The 21,150-nt window shown below is 73.3% G+C and carries 6 protein-coding genes; 1 reads left to right on the top strand and 5 read right to left on the bottom strand.

The features are described from left to right. Positions 1-8 precede the first annotated feature (8 nt). Together lnt and AA23TX_RS20260 are read right to left on the bottom strand one after the other, a co-directional pair. Entirely contained in the window at positions 9-1,640 is a 1,632-nt protein-coding gene (gene lnt / locus AA23TX_RS20255) for an apolipoprotein N-acyltransferase (RefSeq protein WP_155544055.1), read from the bottom strand. A gap of 11 nt (positions 1,641-1,651) precedes the next feature. Beyond that, positions 1,652-3,247 carry an amidohydrolase gene (locus tag AA23TX_RS20260; protein ID WP_155544056.1) on the bottom strand — a complete coding sequence of 532 codons (1,596 nt, stop codon included), beginning with the start codon at positions 3,245-3,247 and terminating at the stop codon, positions 1,652-1,654. A gap of 132 nt (positions 3,248-3,379) precedes the next feature. Here AA23TX_RS20260 and AA23TX_RS20265 point away from each other — a divergent pair, with 132 nt between their 5' ends. Then, complete coding sequence (locus AA23TX_RS20265) at positions 3,380-4,768, top strand: KamA family radical SAM protein (protein ID WP_196425390.1); 1,389 nt, start codon at positions 3,380-3,382, stop codon at positions 4,766-4,768. A 111-nt stretch (positions 4,769-4,879) separates the two neighbouring features. Here the strand turns inward: AA23TX_RS20265 and AA23TX_RS20270 are convergent, their stop codons facing one another. From AA23TX_RS20270 to AA23TX_RS20280, 3 genes are read right to left on the bottom strand one after another with little or no spacing between them, the layout of a single operon-like run. Next, positions 4,880-5,077 (bottom strand): MbtH family protein, encoded by a 198-nt coding sequence (locus tag AA23TX_RS20270; RefSeq protein ID WP_155544057.1) that lies wholly within the window; start codon positions 5,075-5,077, stop codon positions 4,880-4,882. Next, positions 5,077-6,330, bottom strand: a complete 1,254-nt coding sequence (locus AA23TX_RS20275) for an MFS transporter (RefSeq protein ID WP_230862583.1) — start codon at positions 6,328-6,330, stop codon at positions 5,077-5,079. The genes AA23TX_RS20270 and AA23TX_RS20275 overlap by 1 nt, the downstream gene beginning before the upstream one ends. Next, positions 6,327-21,143, bottom strand: coding sequence for a non-ribosomal peptide synthase/polyketide synthase (locus tag AA23TX_RS20280; protein WP_155544058.1), 14,817 nt, complete (start codon positions 21,141-21,143; stop codon positions 6,327-6,329). Before AA23TX_RS20280 ends, AA23TX_RS20275 begins: the two co-directional genes overlap by 4 nt. Positions 21,144-21,150 lie beyond the last annotated feature (7 nt).

Raw genomic sequence — 21,150 nt, forward strand, 5'->3', positions numbered from 1 at the left:
CCCGGCGGTCAGTCCGCCGTGTCCCCTGCCGTGCCGGCGCTGTCGCGCCGGGTGCGAAAACGGAGCACGAGCCCGCCGGCCACCCCGGCGATCGCCAGTGCCAGCAGCCCGTACTCCGTCCACGCACCGAGTCGATCCGACAGCGTAGTCTGCGTCCGCAGCGGGACGCGCCCGACCAGGGAATCCGCGGTGAAAAGGCCCGTTGAGCTGGTAACCGTCCCGTCGGGGGCGACGATGGCGCTCACTCCTGAGACGGCGGACACCACGACGGAGCGGCCGTGCTCGACCGCCCGCAGCCGCGACATGGCCAGCTGCTGGACGCTCATCTCGCTCTCGCCGTACCAGGCGTTGTTGGTCGGGACGACGAGCAGTTCGGCACCGTCGCGGACGGCGTCGCGGGCCGGGAAGTCGAACGCGGCTTCGTAGCAGACGAACACGCCGACCTTCGTGCCGGCGACGTCCATGGTCTGGTTGGTGCCGTCGCCGGGGACCATGTCGACGGTCTCGGAGTCGAGGAACGGCGTGACGAGCTCGGCGAGCTTGCGGGCGGGCACGTACTCACCGAACGGGACCAGCTGCTGCTTGGCGTAGCGCTGTCCGGGCCCGGTGTGCGGGTCCCAGGCGATGACGGAGTTCTGCAGGTGGCGGTCGGGCAGCTCGTAGATGGCGCCGATCAGCGCGGGTACGCCGAAGTTCGCGACGAGCTGGTCGACCTGCGGGTCGGGCCCGGTGACGGTGGTCGCACTCTCCGGCCACAGCACCAGGTCGGGCTTCGGGACCTTCCCGGCGTGGACGGCGTCGAGCAGCCGTTGGCTCTCGGCGATGGTGTTGTGGCGCAGCACCTCGCGTTCGCCCTGCAGCGCCAGCCCGATGTTCGGGGCGTTGCCCTGCACGGTCGCGACGGTGCGCTCGCCGTCCTGCGCGCCGGTGCCGATGGTGGGCCACAGCGCCAGGCCGGCGACGAGGGGCAGCAGCGTGCCGGTGGCGGCGAACACGGCCGGGCGGGTCCGCAGCGCCGCCGTGAGCGCCTCGCGGCCGTCCCAGAGCCGTCCGAGGAGGGCGGCGAGGCAGAACCCGGTCAGGACGACGGCGAGGCCGACCAGCGGCGCGCCTCCGATCGACGCGAGCGGGAGGAACGCGCCTTCGGGCTGGCTGAAGGCGACGCGGCCCCAGGGGAAGCCGCCGAAGGGAAACCACGCGCGGGGTGTCTCCAGCGCGATGAACACCAGCGCGGCCCACAGCGGCCCGGCCGGCAGGCGGGACACCAGCGTCATGAGGCCGCCCGCGAGGCCGTAGTAGAGCGCCAGCGCGAACGACAGGCCCAGCCACGGCCACGGCCCGAAGTCGGGGCCGAGGAAGTCCAGCAGCCACGTCAGCAGCGGCAGGAAGAACACGAACCCGAACGCGAAGCCGTAGCCGAACGCGCCGCGGAAGCTCCGGCGGCCGCGCAGCACGAGCGCGAACCCGGCGAACGCCAGCGGCGCGAGCCACCACAGCGGGCGCGGCGCGAAGCTCAGGTAGTAGGCGAACCCGGACACCAGCGCGCCGGCCAGGCGCAGCAGCCAGGCGCGCGGGAACCGCCGGGTGCGGGCGGGGTGGTGCGGGGTGCCCGGTTCGGGGTCCGCGACGGTGACTGCCACGGGTGAGAACTCTAGGTGATGGCGTCGTGGAGGACTTCACCCGCGCGGACGGTGCGCAGGCAGTGCGGCAGGGCGGCGTCCGGTTCGAGCCGCGGCAGGGGTGGCACGCCCGCGCGCGGGTCGGTGGACCAGCGCTGCACGCGGCTGTCCGGGGTCGCGACGACGAGGTCGGCCGCGTCCCAGATCGCGTAGTGCGCCGGGGCGCCCGGGACGAGGCTGCCGGTGACGCCGTCGTTGACGCCCGCGGCGCGGTGCCCGGCCCGGGTGTGGGCGGTGAACGCCGCGCGCGGGGACAGGCCGGCGCCCGGGGTGCGGTGGTAGGCGGCGGCGCGGACGCTCCCCCACGGGTCGAGCGGGGTCACCGGCGCGTCGGAGCCGAAGGCCAGCAGGACCCCTTCGGCGGCCAGCGCCGAGAACGGGTTGAGCCCGGCGGCGCGGGCCGTGCCGAGGCGTTCGGCGTACATGCCTTCCTCACCGCCCCAGAGCGCGTCGAACAGCGGCTGCACGGAGGCGACGACGCCCCAGCCGGCCAGCAGCTTCGCCTGCTCGGCGGTGACCATCTCCAGGTGTTCGAGCCGGTGGTGGCGGCCCGCGAGCGCGCGCTGCCCGACCTCCTTCTCGGCGAGCCGGAACCCTTCGACGACTTCGGCGACGGCGGCGTCGCCGATGACGTGGAAGCCGGCCTGCAGCCCGGCTTCGGTGCAGGCGGCGAGGTGGTCGCCGATGCGGTGCGCGTCGAGGTAGAGGGTGCCGGAGCCGCCGTGGTCGGCGTAGGGGGTGCTGAGCGCGGCGGTGTGCGAGCCGAGGGCGCCGTCGACGAACAGGTCGCCGGCGAGGCCGCGGGCGCCGAGCTGTTCCGCGGTCTCGACGGCGCCGAGTTCGCCCCAGTAGCCGACGACCTCGGGGGTGTCCGGGCCGGCGAGGGCGAGCAGGGCGGCGAGGTCGTCGCGGCCGGAGATGTCGGGGCCCGCGCATTCGTGGACGCTGACGATGCCCCGGGCCGCGGCTTCGGTGAGGAATGCGCGCTGGGCGCGTTCGCGCTGCGCGGGCGTGATCGCGGCGCGCACGGCCGCGCGGACGGCGTGGTGGGCGGCGCGGGTCAGCGGGCCCTCGGGCGACCAGCCGTCGGCGTCGCGGGCGGCGGGGGCGAGCTCGACCAGGGGGGTGGAGACCAGCGCGGAGTGGACGTCGACGCGGCTGAGGTAGACGGGCGTGCCACCGGCGGCGGCGTCGAGCTCGGCGCGGCTGGGCAGCCGCGGGTCGGTCCAGGTGCTCTCGTCCCAGCCGTGGGCGAGCAGGACCTGGCCGGGGACGACGGCGTCGCGCACGCGGGCCAGCAGGTCGGCGCCGCCGCGGACGCCGGTGAGGTCCAGGCCGCTCAGGTGCAGGCCGGTGGCGGTGGCGTGGACGTGGGCGTCGACGAAGGCGGGCGCGACGAACGCACCCTGGAGGTCGACGATCTCGGCGCCGGGGTGGAGGGTGCGAGCCGGGGCGTCCTGGCCGACCCAGACCACGGTGCCGCCGGTGACCGCCATCGCCGTGGCGTCCGGGCCGGCGGGGGTGTAGATGCGCCCGCCGAGCAGGAGCGTCGTGTGTTCGTCCGTCACGCCCTTGAGTTTGCTCCTCGGTCCGGAGCCTTCCGCCACCTGGGGGAAGGCAGGCCAGCAGGCAGGAAGATTTACTCCGTGAGAACGTTATGACAGGATATTTTAACGCGTTCCCGACGACTAGGAGTACAAGTGACTGCGATCCAGGAACCTGTGACGCCTGCCGCCGCCTTCGACCAGCCCTACGAGTACGCCCGCGCCGAGCTGGTGGAACCCGACTGGCGCCGTTTCCCGGGCTGGCACGACGTGACCGACGCCGAGTGGCGCGACGCCCAGTGGCAGCGGGTGCACTGCGTCCGCAACGCCAAGCAGCTGCGCGCGCTGATGGGCGACCTGCTGGAGGAGCGCTTCTACGAGGACCTGCTCGCCGACCAGCGCGAGATGGCGACGATGTCGATGCTGCTGCCGCCGCAGATGCTCAACACGATGGCCCCCACGGCGGGCACGGACCCGGCGAAGGTGACCGAGGCGTTCTACGCCGACCCGATCCGCCGCTACATGCTCCCGGTGCGCAGTGATCGTGACCCGGTCTGGGCGAGCCACCCCCACTCCGAGCGTGACTCGCTGCACGAGGCCGAGATGTGGGTCGTCGAGGGGTTGACCCACCGCTACCCGACGAAGGTGCTGGCCGAGATGATCTCGACCTGCCCCCAGTACTGCGGCCACTGCACCCGCATGGACCTGGTCGGCAACTCCACCGAGACGGTCGAGAAGCACAAGCTGACACTCAAGCCGGTCGACCGCCAGGACGCGATGATCGCGTACCTGAAGAAGACTCCGGGCGTGCGCGACGTGGTCGTCTCGGGCGGCGACGTCGCCAACGTGCCGTGGCCACAGCTGGAGTCGTTCCTGATGCGCCTGATGGACATCGACACGGTCCGCGACATCCGCCTGGCGACGAAGGCCCTGGCGGCGCTGCCGCAGCACTGGCTCCAGCCGAAGGTGGTCGAGGGCCTGGAGCGCGTCGCGGTGACGGCCCAGCGCCGCGGCGTCAACCTGGCGATCCACACGCACGTGAACCACGCCCAGTCGGTGACGCCGTTGGTGGCGGAGGCGGCCCAGACGGCGTTGAACGTGGGCGTGCGCGACGTCCGCAACCAGGGTGTGCTGATGCGCGGGGTGAACGCGACGCCGGCGCAGCTGCTGGACCTGTGCTTCGCCCTGCAGGGTGAGGCGAACATCCTGCCGTACTACTTCTACATGTGCGACATGATCCCCAACGCGGAGCACTGGCGGGTTTCGGTGCACGAGGCGCAGGAGCTGCAGCACGCGATCATGGGCTACCTGCCGGGGTACGCGACACCGCGGATCGTGTGCGACGTGCCTTACGTCGGGAAGCGGTGGGTGCACCAGCTGGCCGACTACGACCGGGAGCTGGGGATCTCGTACTGGACGAAGAACTACCGGACGGGGATCGAGCTGGAGGACCCGGAGGCCTTGCAGCGGCGCTACCCGTACTACGACCCGATCTCGACGCTGCCGGAGGCCGGGCAGACCTGGTGGGCGAACCGCTCCAGCTGACGGCGACGCGTCGCCGTCGAGGCATACCGACGGGGGGTGCCGCGGAGTCCGATCGGGGCCGCGCGCACCCCCTCGCCCGGGCCGGGAGGTCCGGCCCAGGCGCCGCCGGGGTCAGCCGGCCGACATCCGTTCCTGCAGGCTGCGGGGCCGCATGTCCGTCCACACCTCGTCCACGTGGTCCATGCACTCCTGCCGGGTCCCGCGCGTGCCGTCGGGGTGCCAGCCGGCCGGGACCTCCTTGTCCGCCGGCCAGAGGGAGTACTGGCCCTCGTCGTTGACCAGGACCTGGTAGGTGGTGTTCTCGTCCATCAGGACTCCTTGTTGTTGACGGTTTCGACATCGGACACGGAAGGGAAGCCGCGCAGGGTGCGGCTGAACGTCGTCAGCACCGTGACCGCCGCGATCGCCCCCGCGCAGGTGAGCACGGCGGCCGAATCGGGGAGGAGGTCGACGAGCCAGCCGCCGAGCGCCGGGCCGAGCGCTGCGGCCAGCCCGCCCGTCACACCCATCACGCCGCCGAGGCGGCCGCGCAGCTCGTCGGGTGTGAAGAGCAGCTGGTAGGTGTTGATGGTCGTGTTCGCCGCCGGGGCCAGGAACGCCATCGCCGCGAACAGCAGACCCATCAGGTAGCCGTTGTGGACGAACACCGCCAGCGGTGTCAGCAGCGCCAACCCCCAGAACACGCCGATGATCAGCGCGTACGGGCTGAGCTTGCGGTGCAGGTACGGCGCGGCCAGCGCCCCGGCGATGCCACCGCCGCCGAGCATCGCGGCCATCACGCCGATCTCGCCGGGCGGCACGCCGCGTTCGTTCGCCAGCACGATGATCACCAGGTAGTACGCCGCGAAGAACAGGTTCAGGACGATCGCGCACACCGCCGTGACGCGCACGCGCGGCTGGTGCCACACCCAGCGCAGCCCTTCGGCGATCTCCCGGCCCAAGTGCGCGGGCGGCCGTTCCGCCGCCGGCTCCGGACGCGCGGGCAGGCGGACGAACACCAGCGACACGAACGCGACCACGTGCGCGACGACGTCGAAGACGAACGGCGCGAGCCGGCCCAACGCGAACAGGAAGCCGCCGAGCGCCGTGCCCGACAGCTGGCCGGCGCTGGTGCGCGCCGCGTTCAGCGCCACCGCCGACGGGACCTGCTCGGTGCTCACCAGGTGCGGCAGGCTGGCTTCCTCGGCCGGTTCGAACAACGCCCGGCACAGCCCCATCACGACGGCGACGACGACGAGCTGCGCCACCCCGGCCACGCCCCACCACAGGGCGAGCACCAGGCTGGCCGCCCCGAGCGCCTGCACCGCCTCGCAGCCGAGCATGATCCGCTTGCGCGACCAGCGGTCGACGAGGGCGCCGGCCGGCAGCCCGGCGACCAGCTGCGCGATCGCGATCGCGCCGAGCACCAGCCCGGACTGCGCGGCCGAGCCCGTGATCGCCAGCACCAGCAGGGGGAACGCGATCGTCGTGGTGCTGAACCCGGCCTCGGACACGACCTGGCCGGTCCACAGCAGCCGGTAGTCCCGGTTGCGGGACAGCTTCACCTCGCTCGGCGCGCTCACGCCTGCTCCCCTCGGCAGTCGGCGGCGATGCGCCGCAAGGCTTCCGCGAAGCCGGCGGCGACGGCCTCGACCGTCGCGCGGTCGTGCCGGTCCGGCCGGAAGAACCAGGTGAACTCCAGCCGGCCGTCCCGCACGCCGCCGACCACCTCGAGGAGGTGCGCGGGCACGTTCGCCGGGTCCTGCTCGCGGCCGATCGGTGGGTGCGACGCGCGGAAGAGGCCGTCACCGCCGCCCGTGCCGTCGCCCTGGCCGAGGTAGTTGAACGCCAGCTGCGGGGTGTTCGCGCCCAGCTCCGGGAACCGGTAGGAGCGCAGGACGCCGTGGCCGAACCCGTTGCCCGGCACCGCACGCAGCTGCCGCCGGACGGACTTGACCAGCGCGCGCCAGTCCGCGTCCGGGTCGACGGTCAGCCCGACCGGGAACAGCGTGGTGAACCAGCCGACCGTCCGGGACAGGTCCACGCCGTCGAAGACCTCCTCGCGGCCGTGGCCTTCCAGGTCGATCGCGACCGAGTCCTGTCCGGTCCACCGGCGGACGGCCCATGCGAGCGCGCTGAGCAGCACGTCGTTGATCCGCGTCCGGTACGCCCCGGGCGCCAGGTGCAGCAGGGCGTCGGTGTCGCGCTCGCCGACCTCGAGCGGCACGGACTCGACCGCGGCCGTGCGATCGCCGGTGTGGTCGAGCGGGAGCGCACAGCCCGGCAGTTCGCGTGCCCAGAACTCGCGCTGCTCGTCCAGGCCGCCGCCTTCGGCGAACTCGCGCAGCCGCCGCGCCCAGTCGCGGAACGACGTCGTCTTCGCGCCCAGGTCGGCCTTCTCCCCCGCCTGGATCTGCCCGTAGGCCCGCTCGAGGTCCTCCACGAGGATGCTCCACGACACCGCGTCGACCACCAGGTGGTGCGCCGCGAGGAAGAGCCGGTCCGGTTCGAACAGCACCGCCCGCAGCTGCGGCGGCCGCGCGAGGTCGAAGCTCGCGTGCACCTCGTCGGCGACGGCTTCGGGGTCCGAAGTGGACAGTATCCGCAGCGGGACCGCCGCTTCGGGTGCGTCGTTGTGCTGCCGCCACTGCCCGTCGTCGCGGGTGAACCGCAGGCGCAGGGCGTCGTGGTGGGCGGCGACGGCGTCGAGCGCCTGCTGCAGCGCCTCCTCGTTCGGCGGCCCGGCCAGTTCGAGCAGCACGGACTGGTTGAAGTGGGCCGGGTTCGCCGGCTCCGCGTCGAGGAACCACCGCTGGATCGGCGTGAGCGGTACGTCGCCGACGACGGCTTCGTGCTGCGCCCGGTCTTCGTCCGCCGCGGTGACCACGGTCGCCAGCGACGCGACCGTCTGGTGGGCGAACAGGTCCTTCGAGCGCATCCGCAGTCCCGCGAGGCGGGCGCGGTGCACGACCTGGATGCTGAGGATCGAATCCCCGCCCAGCTCGAAGAAGTTGTCCCGCGCACCGACCCGCTCGCGGCCCAGCACTTCGGCCCAGATCGCGGCCAGCACCGGCTCGACCGGCCCGGACGGCTCGACGTACCGGTGTTCTTCGGCGTCGGCGTCGGGCAGGGCGGCCCGGTCGAGCTTCCCGTTGCGGGTCACCGGCAACGCGTCCAGCGCGACGATCGCCGAGGGCAGCATGTAGTCCGGCAGCGACCGGCCGAGGAACTCGCGCAGGTCCGGTTCGGCGTCCGGCACGACGTAGGCGATCAGCCGCCCGTCCCGCGCGAGCACGGCCGCGTCGGTGACCGCGGGGTGCGCCCGCAGCGCGGCCTCGATCTCGCCGGGTTCGATGCGGTGGCCGCGGATCTTGACCTGCTCGTCGGCGCGGCCGTGGTAGACCAGCTCGCCATCCGGCCGCCGCGTCACCCGGTCGCCGGAGCGGTACATCCGCTCCCCCGGTGGCCCGAACGGGCAGGCGACGAACCGCGACGCCGTCAGCCCGGGCCGGTCGAGGTAGCCGCGGGCGAGCCCGTCACCGGCGATGTACAGCTCGCCGGGGATGCCCGGCGGGACCGGGTTCAGCCCGGCGTCGAGCACGTAGAGCCGGGTGTTGCGGATCGGGTGGCCGATGGGGACCGCCCCGGCGGGGACGGCGTCCCCGGGTTCGACGCGGTACTCCATGCAGCCGACCGTCGTCTCGGTCGGCCCGTACTCGTTGATCACGGTGGCGCCCGGGTGCGCCTGCCGCCACCGGTCCAGCACGTCGCCGAGCAGCTGTTCGCCGCCGACGACGAGGTCCCGCGGGTCGCCCGCCAGGACGGGCAGGTGGCTGGGCGTCGCCTTGAGGAACGTGCACGGCACGGGCTCGGCTTCCAGGACGTCGGCGACCCGGATGCGGCCGCCCGCAAGGAGCGGGCCGAACAGCGTCGTGACGGTGAGGTCGAACGACACCGACGAGTGCAGCACGGCGGTGCCGCCCAGGCCCGGGTACGCGTCGACGGCCCAGCGCAGGTAGTTCGCCGCCGCGCGGTGGCTCACGACCACGCCCTTGGGCCGGCCGGTCGAGCCGGACGTGTAGATGACGTACGCCGGGTGCTCCGGGTCGAGGGCGACTTCCGGGGCGTGGTCCGGGAAACCGGCCGCGTCGGCGTCTTCGACCACGCAGACCGGACGCGCGTCTTCGAGCATGTACGCGATGCGATCGGCCGGGTAGCCCGGGTCGATCGGGACGTACGCCGCGCCGGTCTTGAGCACCGCCAGCAGCGCCACCAGCAGGTCCGCCGACCGCGGCAGCAGCACGGCGACCCGGGTCTCCGGCCCGGCCCCGGCGCCGAGCAGCCGGTGCGCCAGCCGGTTGGCGCGGACGTCCAGTTCGCGGTGGCTGAGCAACATCCGGTCGTCGGACACGGCGACGTCGTCGGAGTCGTGGCGCAGCAGGGCGGGCAGGGCGACGTCGGGCCGCGGGTCCCGCGGGGCTGTGGCGAGCACGTCCTCGCGCTCACCGGGCAGGAACAGCGAAAGGTCGCCGACGGGCCGGTCCGGGTCCGTCGCCGCTTCGGCCAGCAGGACCCGCAGCCGCTCGGCCACCCGCTCGATCGTGGCGGTGTCGAACAGGCCGGTGCTGTAGTTGATCGCCCCGCGCAGGGCGCCGTCGTGCTCCTCGAACTGCACGAGCAGGTCGAAGGTCGCGGACGTCATCGGCAGCGCGACCTCCTCGGCGGAGAGGGTGCCGCCACCCGGCTCGTCGCCGGTGTTCTGCAGCGCCACCATCACCTGGAACAGCGGGGTCCGGCTCGAGTCTCGGACCGGCTGTACCGCGTCCACGACCCGCTCGAACGGCACGTCCTGGTGGGCGAAGGCGTCGAGGACCGTGGTCCGCACCTCGGCGAGGAACTCCCGGAAAGACCGTCGTCCATCCACGGTGGACCGCAGGACCAGGGTGTTGACGAAGAAGCCGATCAGCCGTTCCAGCTCGGGTCGCTCGCGGCCGGCGGTGACCGTGCCGACCGCGACGTCCTCCTGCCCGGCCCACCGGGCGAGCAGCACCTGGCAAGCGGCGACGAGGGTCATGAACAGCGTGCCGTCGCCCTCGCCCGCCAGCTCCTTGAGCCGCGCGGTGACCTCGGCCGGCACGGTGAACTCGACCCAGTCGCCCTCGGTGGTGCGCACGGGCGGGCGCGGGCGGTCGGTCGGCAGTTCGAGCGGCGCCACGCCGTCGAGGCGCTCGCGCCAGTGGCCGAGCTGCTCGGCGAGCACCGGCCCGTCGAGGGATTCCCGTTGCCAGACGGCGAAATCGGCGTACTGCACGGGCAGTGCGGGCAGATCCGGTACCGCGTCCTGGGTGAACGCGGTGTAGCAGGCGTCGAGTTCCGACGTCAGCACGCCGGAGGACCAGCCGTCGGTGACGATGTGGTGCAGCACCAGCAGCAGCACGTGCTCGTCGGGCGCCTGCCGGAACAGGCGCGCCCGCAGCAGCGGCCCGGTGCGCAGGTCGAACGGCTCCCGCAGCTCCCGCGCCAGCGCCTCTTCGGTGAAGTCCTCGACCGGCAGTTCGACGTCGTACGGCTCCCGCACCAGCTGGACGCCCCGGCCGTCGACGGTGGCGAACGTGGTCCGCAGCGACTCGTGCCGTGCGACGACGGCGTTCAGCGCCCGGCGCAACGCGGTCACGTCGAGCTCGCCACGCAGCCGCAGCGCCGTCGGCGAGAGGTATTCGGTGCTTCCCGGTTCGAACTCGTCCAGGAACCAAAGCCGTTGCTGCGCGAAGGAAAGCGGCAGGGCGCCGTCCCGCGGGACCGCCGGGATCGGCCGCGCGGTGGCCCGCGCCGCGGGCAGCCCGGCGGCGAACCGGCCGAGGGTGGGCGCGGTGAACAGCGCGCGCGGCGAGACCTCGACGCCGAACTCCGCCCGGACTCGGGAGGTGATCCGCATGCTGCTGATCGAGTCGCCGCCGAGTTCGAAGAAGCTGTCGGTGAGCCCGACGCGCTCGACGCGCAGCACGTCGGCCCAGACCGCGGCGAGTCGGCGTTCGGTCGTCGTCCGCGGCTCGACGTACTCGGCTTCGGCGTCGCGCTCGGGGGCGGGCAGCGCGTGGCGGTCGATCTTCCCGTTGCGGTTCAACGGGATCGCGGTCAGCGCGACGAACGCCGACGGCACGAGGTAGTCCGGCAGGCGGCCGCGCAGCCAGGTCCGCAGCTCGCGCGTTTCGCCGACGACGTAGGCGACGAGGCGACCGTCGCGGGCCACCACCGTCGTGTCGGTGACCGCCGGGTGCTGCCGGAGCGCGGCCTCGATCTCGCCCGGTTCGACGCGGAAGCCGCGGATCTTGACCTGGTCGTCGAGGCGGCCGAGGTAGTCCAGCCGGCCGCCGGCGGCCCGGCGCACGCGGTCGCCGGTCCGGTACATCCGGGTCCCCGGCGGCCCGAAGGGGTCGGCGACGAACCGGTCGGCGGTCAGGCCCGGCCGGTTCAGGTAGCCGCGGGCCAGCTGGGGGCCGGCGAGGAACAGCTCCCCCGCGACGCCGTCGGGCACCGGGTGGCCCGCCGCGTCCAGCACGTAGGCCGCCAGGTTGGCCAGGGGCTGCCCGATCGACGGCCGGTCACCGGTGACGGGGGCGTGCGTGGCGTCGACGGTCACTTCGGTCGGCCCGTAGTAGTTGTGGGCGGCCACGCCGGACGCGGCCAGCTCTCGCCAGAGCGTCTCGCCGGTCGCTTCGCCGCCGACGAGCACGGTGCCGGGCCGGTGTTCCCCGGTGAGGAGGCCGGCGCCGAGGAGCTGCTGCAGGTAGGTCGGGGTGAGGTCGAGCAGGTCGATCTGGTGGTTTCGGACGTACCGGACGGCGGCGTGCGGGTCGAGCCGGGTGTCGTCGTCCAGCACGTGCAGCTCGTGGCCCTCGACCAGGGCGAGCAGCGGTTCCCAGGAGGTGTCGAAGGAGAACGACGCCGTGAGCGCGGCCCGGGTCCGCGGGCCGCCGAGGAAGACGCCTCGGTGGTTCGCGAGCATGTTCATCAGGCCGCGGTGCTCGACGAGCACGCCCTTCGGACGGCCGGTGGAGCCGGAGGTGTAGAGGACGTAGGCGGTGTTCGCGGGCCCGGGGCGGGTTGCGTCTGCCGCATCCTGCGCCGAACCAGTGCCCTCGGCGGCAACGAGCCCAGACCCGGCGACCGCTTCCGGTGCCGGGCGGGTGGCCTCGGCGGCCGCGACCGAATCCGGCGCCGGCGGCAGCTCGGTCCCGTCCAGCACCACCACCGGGCACGCGTCCTCGACCAGCATCCGCACCCGATCTTCGGGCAGTCCAGGATCGATCGGCAAGTAAGCCGCCCCGGCCTTGAATGCCGCCAGGATCGCGATGACCGCCTCCGCCGAGCGCGGCAACCGGATCGCCACCACCCGCTCGGGCCCGGCCCCCGCGCCGATCAACCGGCGGGACAGCTCGGTGGCGCGCGCGTCGAGCTCAGCGTAGGTCAGCCGGGTGTCGCGGAAGACGAGCGCCGTCTCGTGCGGGGTTCGCGCCACCGTCGCTTCGAAGATGTCCAGGACCGTGCCGGAGGGAACGTCGAGCGTCGCACCCACCCCGGCCTTGACCAGTTGTCGCCGCTCTTCGGGCGTCGAGAAGGACAGCTCGCCGAGGCGACGGTCCGGGTCGGCGGCGATGGCGCGGACCAGCTGGGCGAGCTGCCCCGCCAGCCGCCGGACCGTCGGCTCGTCGAACAGCCGCGGGTCGTAGGACAGCTCGAGGCCGAGCCGGTCGTGCAGGAAAGCCGTGAGGTTGAGCGGGTAACTCGTGGTGTCGAGCGAGCTGACGTCCAGCACGCGCACACCGTCCTGTCCGCTGTCCTCGATCGGGTAGTTCTCGAAGACCACCACGCTGTCGAACAACGCCGTGCCCGCCGGGACCGCGGTGAACGCCTGCAGCCGGGACAGCGCGAGGAAGTCGTACCGCCGCGCTTCGGCCTGCTCACCCTGAATCGTCCGCAGCCATTCGGTGACCGAGAGTGCGTTGTGGACTTCGATGCGGGTCGGCACGGTGTTGATGAACATGCCGATCATCGCCTCGACGCCGGGCAGCTCGGCCGGGCGCCCGGAGACCGTGGTGCCGAACAGGACGTCGGACTCGCCGCTGTGCCGGGCCAGCAGCAGTGCCCACGCGCCCTGGACCACCGAGTTCACCGTCAGCGCGGCCGCCTTCGCCACCTCGCGCAACCGGGACGACTCCGAACCGGACAGCTCCACCCGCACTTCGGCGGCCGATTCGGCGCGGTGGGCCTCCTGGGGACGGCGGTCGTACGGCAACGGCGTCGGGGCCGCGAAGTCACCCAGCACCGCGTGCCAGTGGCGTTCGGCTTCGGCGTGGTCCTGCGCCGCCAGCCAGGCGAGGTAGTCGCGGAACGGGCGGCGCGGCGCCAGCTCGGCGGTCCGGCCGCCGGCGATCGCCGCGTACTGCTCGGCCACCTCGCCGAAGACCTGGGCCGTGCTCCAGCCGTCGAGCAGGACGTGGTGCGACGTCCAGACCAGCTGGACCTCGTCGTCGGCGACGCGGGCGATTTCCAGGCGCATCAACGGCGGTGCCGTCAGCTCCATCCCCGCGGCTTGGTCGGCTTGGAGCAGGGAGACCAGCGCCGCCCCCTGCTCGCTCTCAGCCCGGCCGCGCCAGTCGTGCTGCCCGACCGGGACGCGGACGTGCCGGTGGACGCGCTGGAGCGGCTCGTCGACGCCGTCCCAGACCATGCTGCTGCGCAGGATCGGCGTCCGGTCCACCACGCGCTGCCACGCCTCGGCGAGCGCGCGCGGGTCGCGGACGCCGGCCAGCCGCAGGCGGAACTGGTCGAAGTACGCGCTCGAATCGCGGTCGACCAGGCTGTGGAACACCATCCCGGCCTGCAGCGGGGTGAGCGGGTAGATGTCCTCGACGTCGCGGCCGTCGCCGGCCAGCCGGTCGACGGTGCCCTGGTCGAGCCGGGCCAGCGGGAAGTCCGACGGGGTGCGGCCACCGGCTTCGGCGCAGTGGTCCACCACCTCGGCCAAGGCTTCGACCAGCGCCGAAGCGAGCGCGCGGACGGTGGTCTCGTCGTGCACTTCTTCGGAGTACTCCCAGGTGAAGTGCAGCTCACCGGCTTCGACGACGCCGACGACGTCGAGCAGGTACGGCCGGGTGCCTTCCGGGTCGCTGTCGTGCCCGAGGGGTTCGCCGCGGCCCTGGTACCAGCCGTCGCCCTCGACGTCCCAGCGGCCGTGGTAGTTGAAGGAGATCCGCGGGGCCGGGTCGTCGCGCAGCGCGGCACCGGGCGCGTCCCGCGGGCTCAGGTAGCGCAGAGCTTCATACCCGGCGCCCTTGTCGGGCACCGCGCGCAGCTGTTCCTTGACGGCCTTGAGGACGTCACCCCAATCCCCGTCGGGCACCGTGAGGACCAACGGGTACTGGGCGGTGAACCAGCCGATCGTCCGGGACAGGTCCAGCGGGGCCGCGATTTCCTCGCGGCCGTGACCTTCCATCGCGACGACGACGCGCGCGCGGCCCGTCCAGCGGGCGAGCACCCGGCCGAGGGCGCTGAGCAGCACGTCGTTGACTTCGGTGCGGTACGCCGCCGGCACGTCCTGCAGGAGCGCGGCGGTCTCGGCCCGGCCAAGTGACACCGAGACCGCGCGCGCCGACTTCGCGCGGTTGCGGCCGGAGCGGTCGACCGGGAGGTCCGTCCGCGCACCGCGGAGGGCAGTTTCCCAATACGCGGTGTGCTTGTCGAGGTGTCCCATTTTCACGTGCTCGGCCAGCGACCGGGCCCAGTGCGTGAACGAGCTGCCCACCGGTTCCAGGGCTTCGCCGTGGTAGGCGCGGTCGAGGTCGCCGAGCAGGACGCGCCAGGAGACGCCGTCCATGACGAGGTGGTGGGCGGTGAGGAACAGCTGGGGCGCGCGGTCGGCGAAGGTGAACAGGACCACCCGCCAGACCGGGCCGTTCGCGATGTCCAGGGACGTCTGCGCGCGGACGGCCTCGGTGTGCATCGCGGCGACGACGTCGTCCACTTCGGACAGGTCGACGTGCCGGAGGACGTCGGCGGTCTCCGCGGCGGCGGGTTCCTGCCGCCAGGTGCCGTCCGCCCGGGAGAACCGCATGCGCAGGGCGTCGTGCCGGTCGGTCACCGCGGCGACCGCGCGGACGAGCCGCACCCTGTCCACGGAGGACAGTACGACGTGGACGGACATGGTCAGCCGCCACGGCTCGGCGAGGTGCTCGAACAGCCACGACTGGATCGGGCCGAGCGGCGCGGGCCCGGCCTCTTCGACGACCACGGGAGCCGCGCTCGGCGTGGCGACCCGGGCCAGCTCGGCGACGGTCTGGTGCTGGAACAGGTCCTTCGACGAAATCCCCAGGCCCGCCTGGCGGGCGCGGGCGACGACCTGGATGCTGAGGATCGAGTCGCCGCCGAGGCCGAAGAAGTTGTCCTCGACGCTGACGCGGTCGACGCCGAGCACCGCCGACCAGATGTCGGCCAGCACGGTCTCTTCGGACGTGCGCGGGGCGACATAACGGGTTTCGGTGCGCGCGCCGGGTTCGGGCAGGGCCTTGTGGTCGAGCTTGCCGTTGGCGTTGAGCGGCAGCTCGGCCAGGCCGACGAACACCGCGGGCACCATGTGCGCGGGCAGGGAACGGCCGAGGAACTCACGCAGTGCGGTGGTCCCGGGCACGGTCCCGGTCAGGTAGGCGACGAGCCGGCGCGTGTCGCCGGTGCCGTGGGCGACGACGGCGGCGCCGGTCACGTCCGGGTGCGCGGTCAGCGCCGCCTCGACCTCGCCGAGTTCGATGCGGAAGCCGCGGATCTTGACCTGGTGGTCGGCGCGGCCGCGGTAGGCCAGTTCGCCCCCGGAAGTCCAGCACAGCAGGTCGCCGGTGCGGTACATCCGGGTGCCGGGCGCGCCGAACGGGTCGGCGACGAACCGGGACGCCGTCAGCCCCGGCCGGTTCAGGTAACCGCGGGCGAGTCCGGCGCCGGCGACGTACAGCTCGCCGGTGACGCCGGGCGGGACCGGCGCGAGGTCCGCGTCCAAGACGTAGGCGCGCAGGTCGGGGATCGGCCCGCCGACCGTGGCGCGGTCGTCGTCGAGGACGCGGTGGGTGACGTGCACGGTGGTCTCGGTGATGCCGTACATGTCGACCAGCCGCGGGCCGTCCGGGTGCCGGCGGCGCCAGTCCGCCAGCCGTACCGGATCCAGAGCCTCGCCGCCGAAGATGACATACCGCAGGCTCAGCGGCGGGGACGGCAGCGTGCCGAGCCGGTAGAACGCCGACGGCGTCTGGTTCAGCACGGTCACGCGCTGCTCGGCCAGCAGCGTCAGGAAGTCCTCGGGAGCGCGGACGACGTCGGCCGGGACGACGACGAGCCGGCCGCCGTGCAGCAGCGCGCCCCACAGCTCCCACACCGAGAAGTCGAAGGCGTAGGAGTGGAAGAGCGTCCAGACGTCCTGGTCGTCGAAGCCGAACCAGTGCGCGGTCGAGGAGAAGAGCCGGGTGACGTTGGCGTGCGGGACGAGCACGCCCTTCGGCACGCCGGTCGAGCCGGAGGTGTAGATGACGTACGCCGTGTTCTCCGGGTCCATCCGCACCCCGGGTTCGGTGTCCGGCCAGTCCTCGGCGTGCGCGTCGTCGACGACGCAGACCGGGCGGGCGTCGGCGAGCGTCGCCTCGATGCGCGCGGGCGGGTAGTCCGGGTCGATCGGCAGGTAGCCGGCGCCGGACTTGAGCACGCCCAAGACCCCGACGACGAGGTCGGCCGAGCGCGGCAGCCGAAGCGCGACCAGCCGGTCGGGCCCGGCCCCCTCGGCGATCAGCCGGTGGGCCAGGCGGTTCGCCCGCCGGTCGAGTTCGCGGTAGGTCAGCTCGGTGCTCTCGTGCGTCACGGCGACGGCGTCCGGCGTGCGCGCGGCCTGCGCCGCGAACAGCTCGGGTAGGGTCGGCTGCGGCTCGGGCACGCCGACCGGGTTCCACTCGCGCAGGACCAGTTCGCGCTCAGCGTCGGTCATCCACGGCAGCCCGCCCAGGGGGTGCGACGGCGTGGCGGCGATGCCGTCCAGGAGAGTGCGCAGCCAGCCGGTGAGTCGCTCGATGGTCGTGGCGTCGAACAGGTCGGTGTTGTAGTTGACGAGCGCGTCGAGCCGCCCGGCGGTCTCCTGGAAGTGCACCATCAGGTCGAAGCCTGCGGTGACGATCGGCGGGGCCAGCTCTTCGACGTCGAGGCCGGGCAGCGCGGGCCGGGCGTCCGGGGTGTTGTGCAGCACGACCATCACCTGGCACAGCGGCGTGCGGCTGGAGTCGCGTTCCGGCTGCAGGTCGTCGACGACGCGGTCGAACGGGACGTCCTGGTGGGCGAAGGCGTCCAGCACGGTCTCGCGCACGTGGCCGAGGAAAGCGTCGAACCCGCGGTCGAGGTCCACAGTCGACCGCAGGACGAGGGTGTTGACGAAGAAGCCGATGAGCCCTTCCAGTTCGGTGCGCTCGCGGCCGGTGACGACGGTGCCGACGGCGATGTCGTCTTGGCCCGACCAGCGGGCGAACAGCAGCTGGCAGGCGGCGAGCAGCGTCATGAACAGCGTGCCGCCGTGCTGCCGCGACAGTTCCTTGAGCCGGGCGGTGGTGCCGGCCGGGACGCTGAACTCGTGCAGGGCGCCGTTCTTGGTGCGGACGGCCGGGCGCGGCCGGTCGGTGGGGAGGTCGAGTACCGGGACGCCGTCGAGGCGGTGACGCCAGTAGCCGAGCTGGTCGTCGAACTCCGTGCGGTCCCGTTGCCAGACCGCGTAGTCGGCGTACTGCAGCGGCAACGGCGGCAGCGCCGGGTCCTCGCCGCGGCTGAACGCGGCGTAGAGCGCGGCCAGCTCGCCCAGGAGCACGCCCGAGGACCAGCCGTCGGTGACGATGTGGTGCAACACCAGGGTGAGCACGTGGTCACCGGGCGCGAGCCGGGTCAACGCGGTGCGCAGCAGGGGTCCGGTGCGCAGGTCGACCGGACCGGTGGCGCTGTTCAGGGCGGTGGCCAGGTCGCCGTCCGCCACCGGGACCTCGACCGCGTACGGCGGGTGGATGACCTGGACGCCGCGGCCGTCGACGGTCGCGAACGTCGTGCGCAAGGACTCGTGCCGGGCGACCAGCGCGGTGAGCGCCTGGTTCAGCGCGGCGGTGTCCAGCTCGCCACGCAGGCGCAGCACGGTCGGTGAGACGTACTCGGTGCTGCCCGGCTCGAACTCGTCGAGGAACCACAGCCGTTGCTGGGCGAAGGAAAGCGGCGCTTCCAGCGGCCTGGCGTCGCGCGGCAGGAGCGGGATCGCCGCCTGCGGCGCGGCCGCCTCGGGGAGCTGCGCGGCCAGCTGCGCCGGAGTCGGCTCGGTGAAGACGAGCCGGGCCGGGACGTCGGCGCCGAGCTCGTCGCGCAGCCGGGAGACGACCCGGATGCCGAGCAGCGAGTCGCCGCCGAGGTCGAAGAAGTTGTCGTCGACGCCGACGCGTTCGACGCCGAGCACGTCGGCCCAGACCCGGGTCACCAGCCGCTCGCGGTCGTCCCGCGGGGCGACGTACTCCGTGGCCGCGGTCAGTTCCGGTTCCGGCAAGGCCCGGCGGTCCAGCTTGCCGTGCCGGGTCAGCGGCAGCCGGTCCAGGTGCACGAAGGCGGTCGGCACGAGGTGTGCGGGCAGGGTGCGGGACAGCTCGGCTTTCAGGTCAGCGGCGTCGCCGACGACGTAGGCGACGAGCCGTCCCCCGCGCACGTCGACCGCCGCGTCGGTCACGAACGGCCGCAGCGCCGCCTCGACCTCGCCCGGCTCGATCCGGAACCCGCGGACCTTGACCTGGTCGTCGAGCCGGCCCAGGTGTTCGAGCTGCCCGTCCACCCAGCGGACGCGGTCGCCGGTGCGGTACAGCCGCGATCCCGGGCCGCCGAAGGGGTTCGCGACGAACCGGTCGGCGGTCAGGCCCGGCCGGTCGAGGTAGCCGCGGGCCAGCTGCGCCCCGGCGAGGCAGAGTTCACCCGGCACACCGGGCGGGACGAGCCGCAGGTGCTCGTCGAGGACGTACGCGCCGACGTTGCCGAGCGGACGGCCGATCAGCGGACGGTCCCCGGTCACCGGCGCGCAGGTGGCGTCCACAGTGGACTCGGTAGGTCCGTAGTAGTTGTGCGCGGCCGTGTCCGAGGAAGCCAGTTCGCGCCACAGGTCGCGGTCCATGGCCTCGCCGCCGACCATGAGGAACCGCGGGCGGTGCTCGCCGGTCAGGAGCCCGGCGGGCAGCAGCTGCCGCAGGTAGGACGGCGTCACGTCGAGGAAGTCGACGCGCGAGTCGCGGACGTACCGGGTGAGCGCGGCCGGGTCGAGGCGGGTTTCGTCGGTGATCAGGTGCAGTTCGTGGCCGTCGGCCAGCAGCAGCGGGCCTTCCCAAGACGTGTCGAACGACAGCGTCGCGGTGAGCGCCACGCGCATCGGCTCACGTCCGAACACCGTCCGGTGGTTGGCGGCGAGGTTGACCAGGGCCGCGTGCTCCACGACGACGCCCTTGGGCGTGCCGGTCGAGCCGGAGGTGTGGATGACGTAGGCGGCGTCGGACGGGCGTGGCCCGGCCGGTCTCGATCTGCCGGTGGGCACGACGGTGCCGTCCAGCACGACCACCGGCCACGTGTCGTCCAGCAGGACGCGGATACGTTCCTCCGGCAGCCCCGGGTCGATCGACAGGTGCACCGCGCCCGCCTTGAGCACGGCGAACAACGCGACGATCGCCTCGGCCGAGCGCGGCAGCCGCACGGCGACGACGCGGTCCGGCCCGGCACCCCGCGCGGCCAGGTCCGCGGCGAGCGCGTCGGTGCGGGCGGCGAGTTCGGCGAAGCTGAGCCGGACGTCGCCGCAGACCAGCGCGGTCGCGTCCGGCCGGGTCCGCGCCTGGTGGTCGAGGAGGTCGACGACGGTCGTCGCGGGAACGTCGAGCGTGCTGGTCCCCCACTCCAGCAGCGCGGCTTCCTCGGCTTCGGTCGTCAGCGGCAGGTCGGCGATCCGGCGCGCCGGATCCGCGGCGACCCCGCCCAAGAGCCGCAGCAGGTGGGTGAGCAGCCGGTCGATCGTCGCGGCCTCGAACAGCTCGGTGCTGTACTCGACGAGCCCGGCCAGCCGCCCGCCGGACTCCTCGAACTCGATCGAAAGGTCGAAGTTCGACGAGTCCCGGGCCACCTCGGCCGGTTCGGCGGTGAGGCCGGGGAACGACGGGCCGCCGCCGGCGTTGTGCAGCAGCACCATGACGTCGAACAGCGGGTGGCGGCCGGGGTCGCGGCCGGCGTGGACGGCGTCGACGAGTTCCTCGAACGGGACGTCGTCGTGGGCGAACGCGTCCAGGACCGTCTGCCGCGCGATGCTCAGGTGGTCGGCGAACAACGCCGAGGTGTCCACGGCCGAGCGCAGGACGACGGTGTTGACGAAGAACCCGACGACCCGTTCGAGTTCCGGCCGGTCGCGGCCCTGCACAACGGTGCCGAGCGCGATGTCGTCCTGCCCGGTGTAGCGCGCGAAGAGCGCCTGGCAGGCGGCGACGAGCACGGTGAACAACGTCGTCTCCGACGCGCGGGCCAGCTCGGCCAGCTGCCGGGCGACGTCGTCGGGGACGGTGAACTCGCGGACCGCGCCCGCGGTGCCCCGGGTGGCCGGACGCGGGTGGTCGGCCGGCAGGTCCAAGGGCGTGATCCCGGCGAGGTGGTCTTTCCAGTGCTCGAGCCCGGCCGGACGGGTCGGCCGGTCGTGCTGCCACAGCGCGTAGTCCGCGTACTGCAAGGGCTGCGGCGGCAACTCGGCGTGCGAACCGTCGCGATACAGCAGGCCGAGTTCTTCGGTGAGCACGCCCATCGAGGCGCCGTCGGTGGCGATGTGGTGCACGCAGACGAGCAGCACGTGCTCGGCGGGGCCCAGCCGGGCCAGCAGGGCGCGCAGCAGCGGCCCGCGGCCGAGGTCGAACGGCCGCACGTACTCCTCGCGCAGCACGGCGTCGAGGTCGTCCGGGCCGACGTCGACGACGGGCAGCGGCACGTCGTACGGCGGCCGGACCACCTGCGCGCCTTCGCCGTCGACCTCGGTGAAGGTGGTGCGCAGCGGCTCGTGCCGGGCGACGAGCAGCCGCAGCGCGGTGCCCAGGGCGGCGACGTCGAGGTCGCCGGTGAGGCGCAGGGCGAACGCGCTGTTGTACTCGGGGTCGCCGGGCCGCAGCCGGCTGAGGAACCAGAGCCGGCGCTGGGCCGACGACAGCGGGATCGGGCGGGAGCGGTCGGCGGCGGCCGGGATCTCCGGCGTGCGCGCGCCCGCTCCCGCCATCCGCCGGCGCAGCGCTTCCTGCAGGTGGGCGGGCAGCGCCGCGATGCGGTCCTGTCGGGACGTGGTCATGGAGCAG

The sequence above is a fragment of the Amycolatopsis camponoti genome (genome assembly GCF_902497555.1).
GTDB lineage: Bacteria > Actinomycetota > Actinomycetes > Mycobacteriales > Pseudonocardiaceae > Amycolatopsis > Amycolatopsis camponoti.

What these genes read in the sequence shown, in the direction of transcription:
- AA23TX_RS20270 (WP_155544057.1), bottom strand. Translation starts at nt 5,077, where the DNA reads ATGGACGAGAACACCACCTACCAGGTCCTGGTCAACGACGAGGGCCAG.
- AA23TX_RS20280 (WP_155544058.1), bottom strand. Translation starts at nt 21,143, where the DNA reads ATGACCACGTCCCGACAGGACCGCATCGCGGCGCTGCCCGCCCACCTG.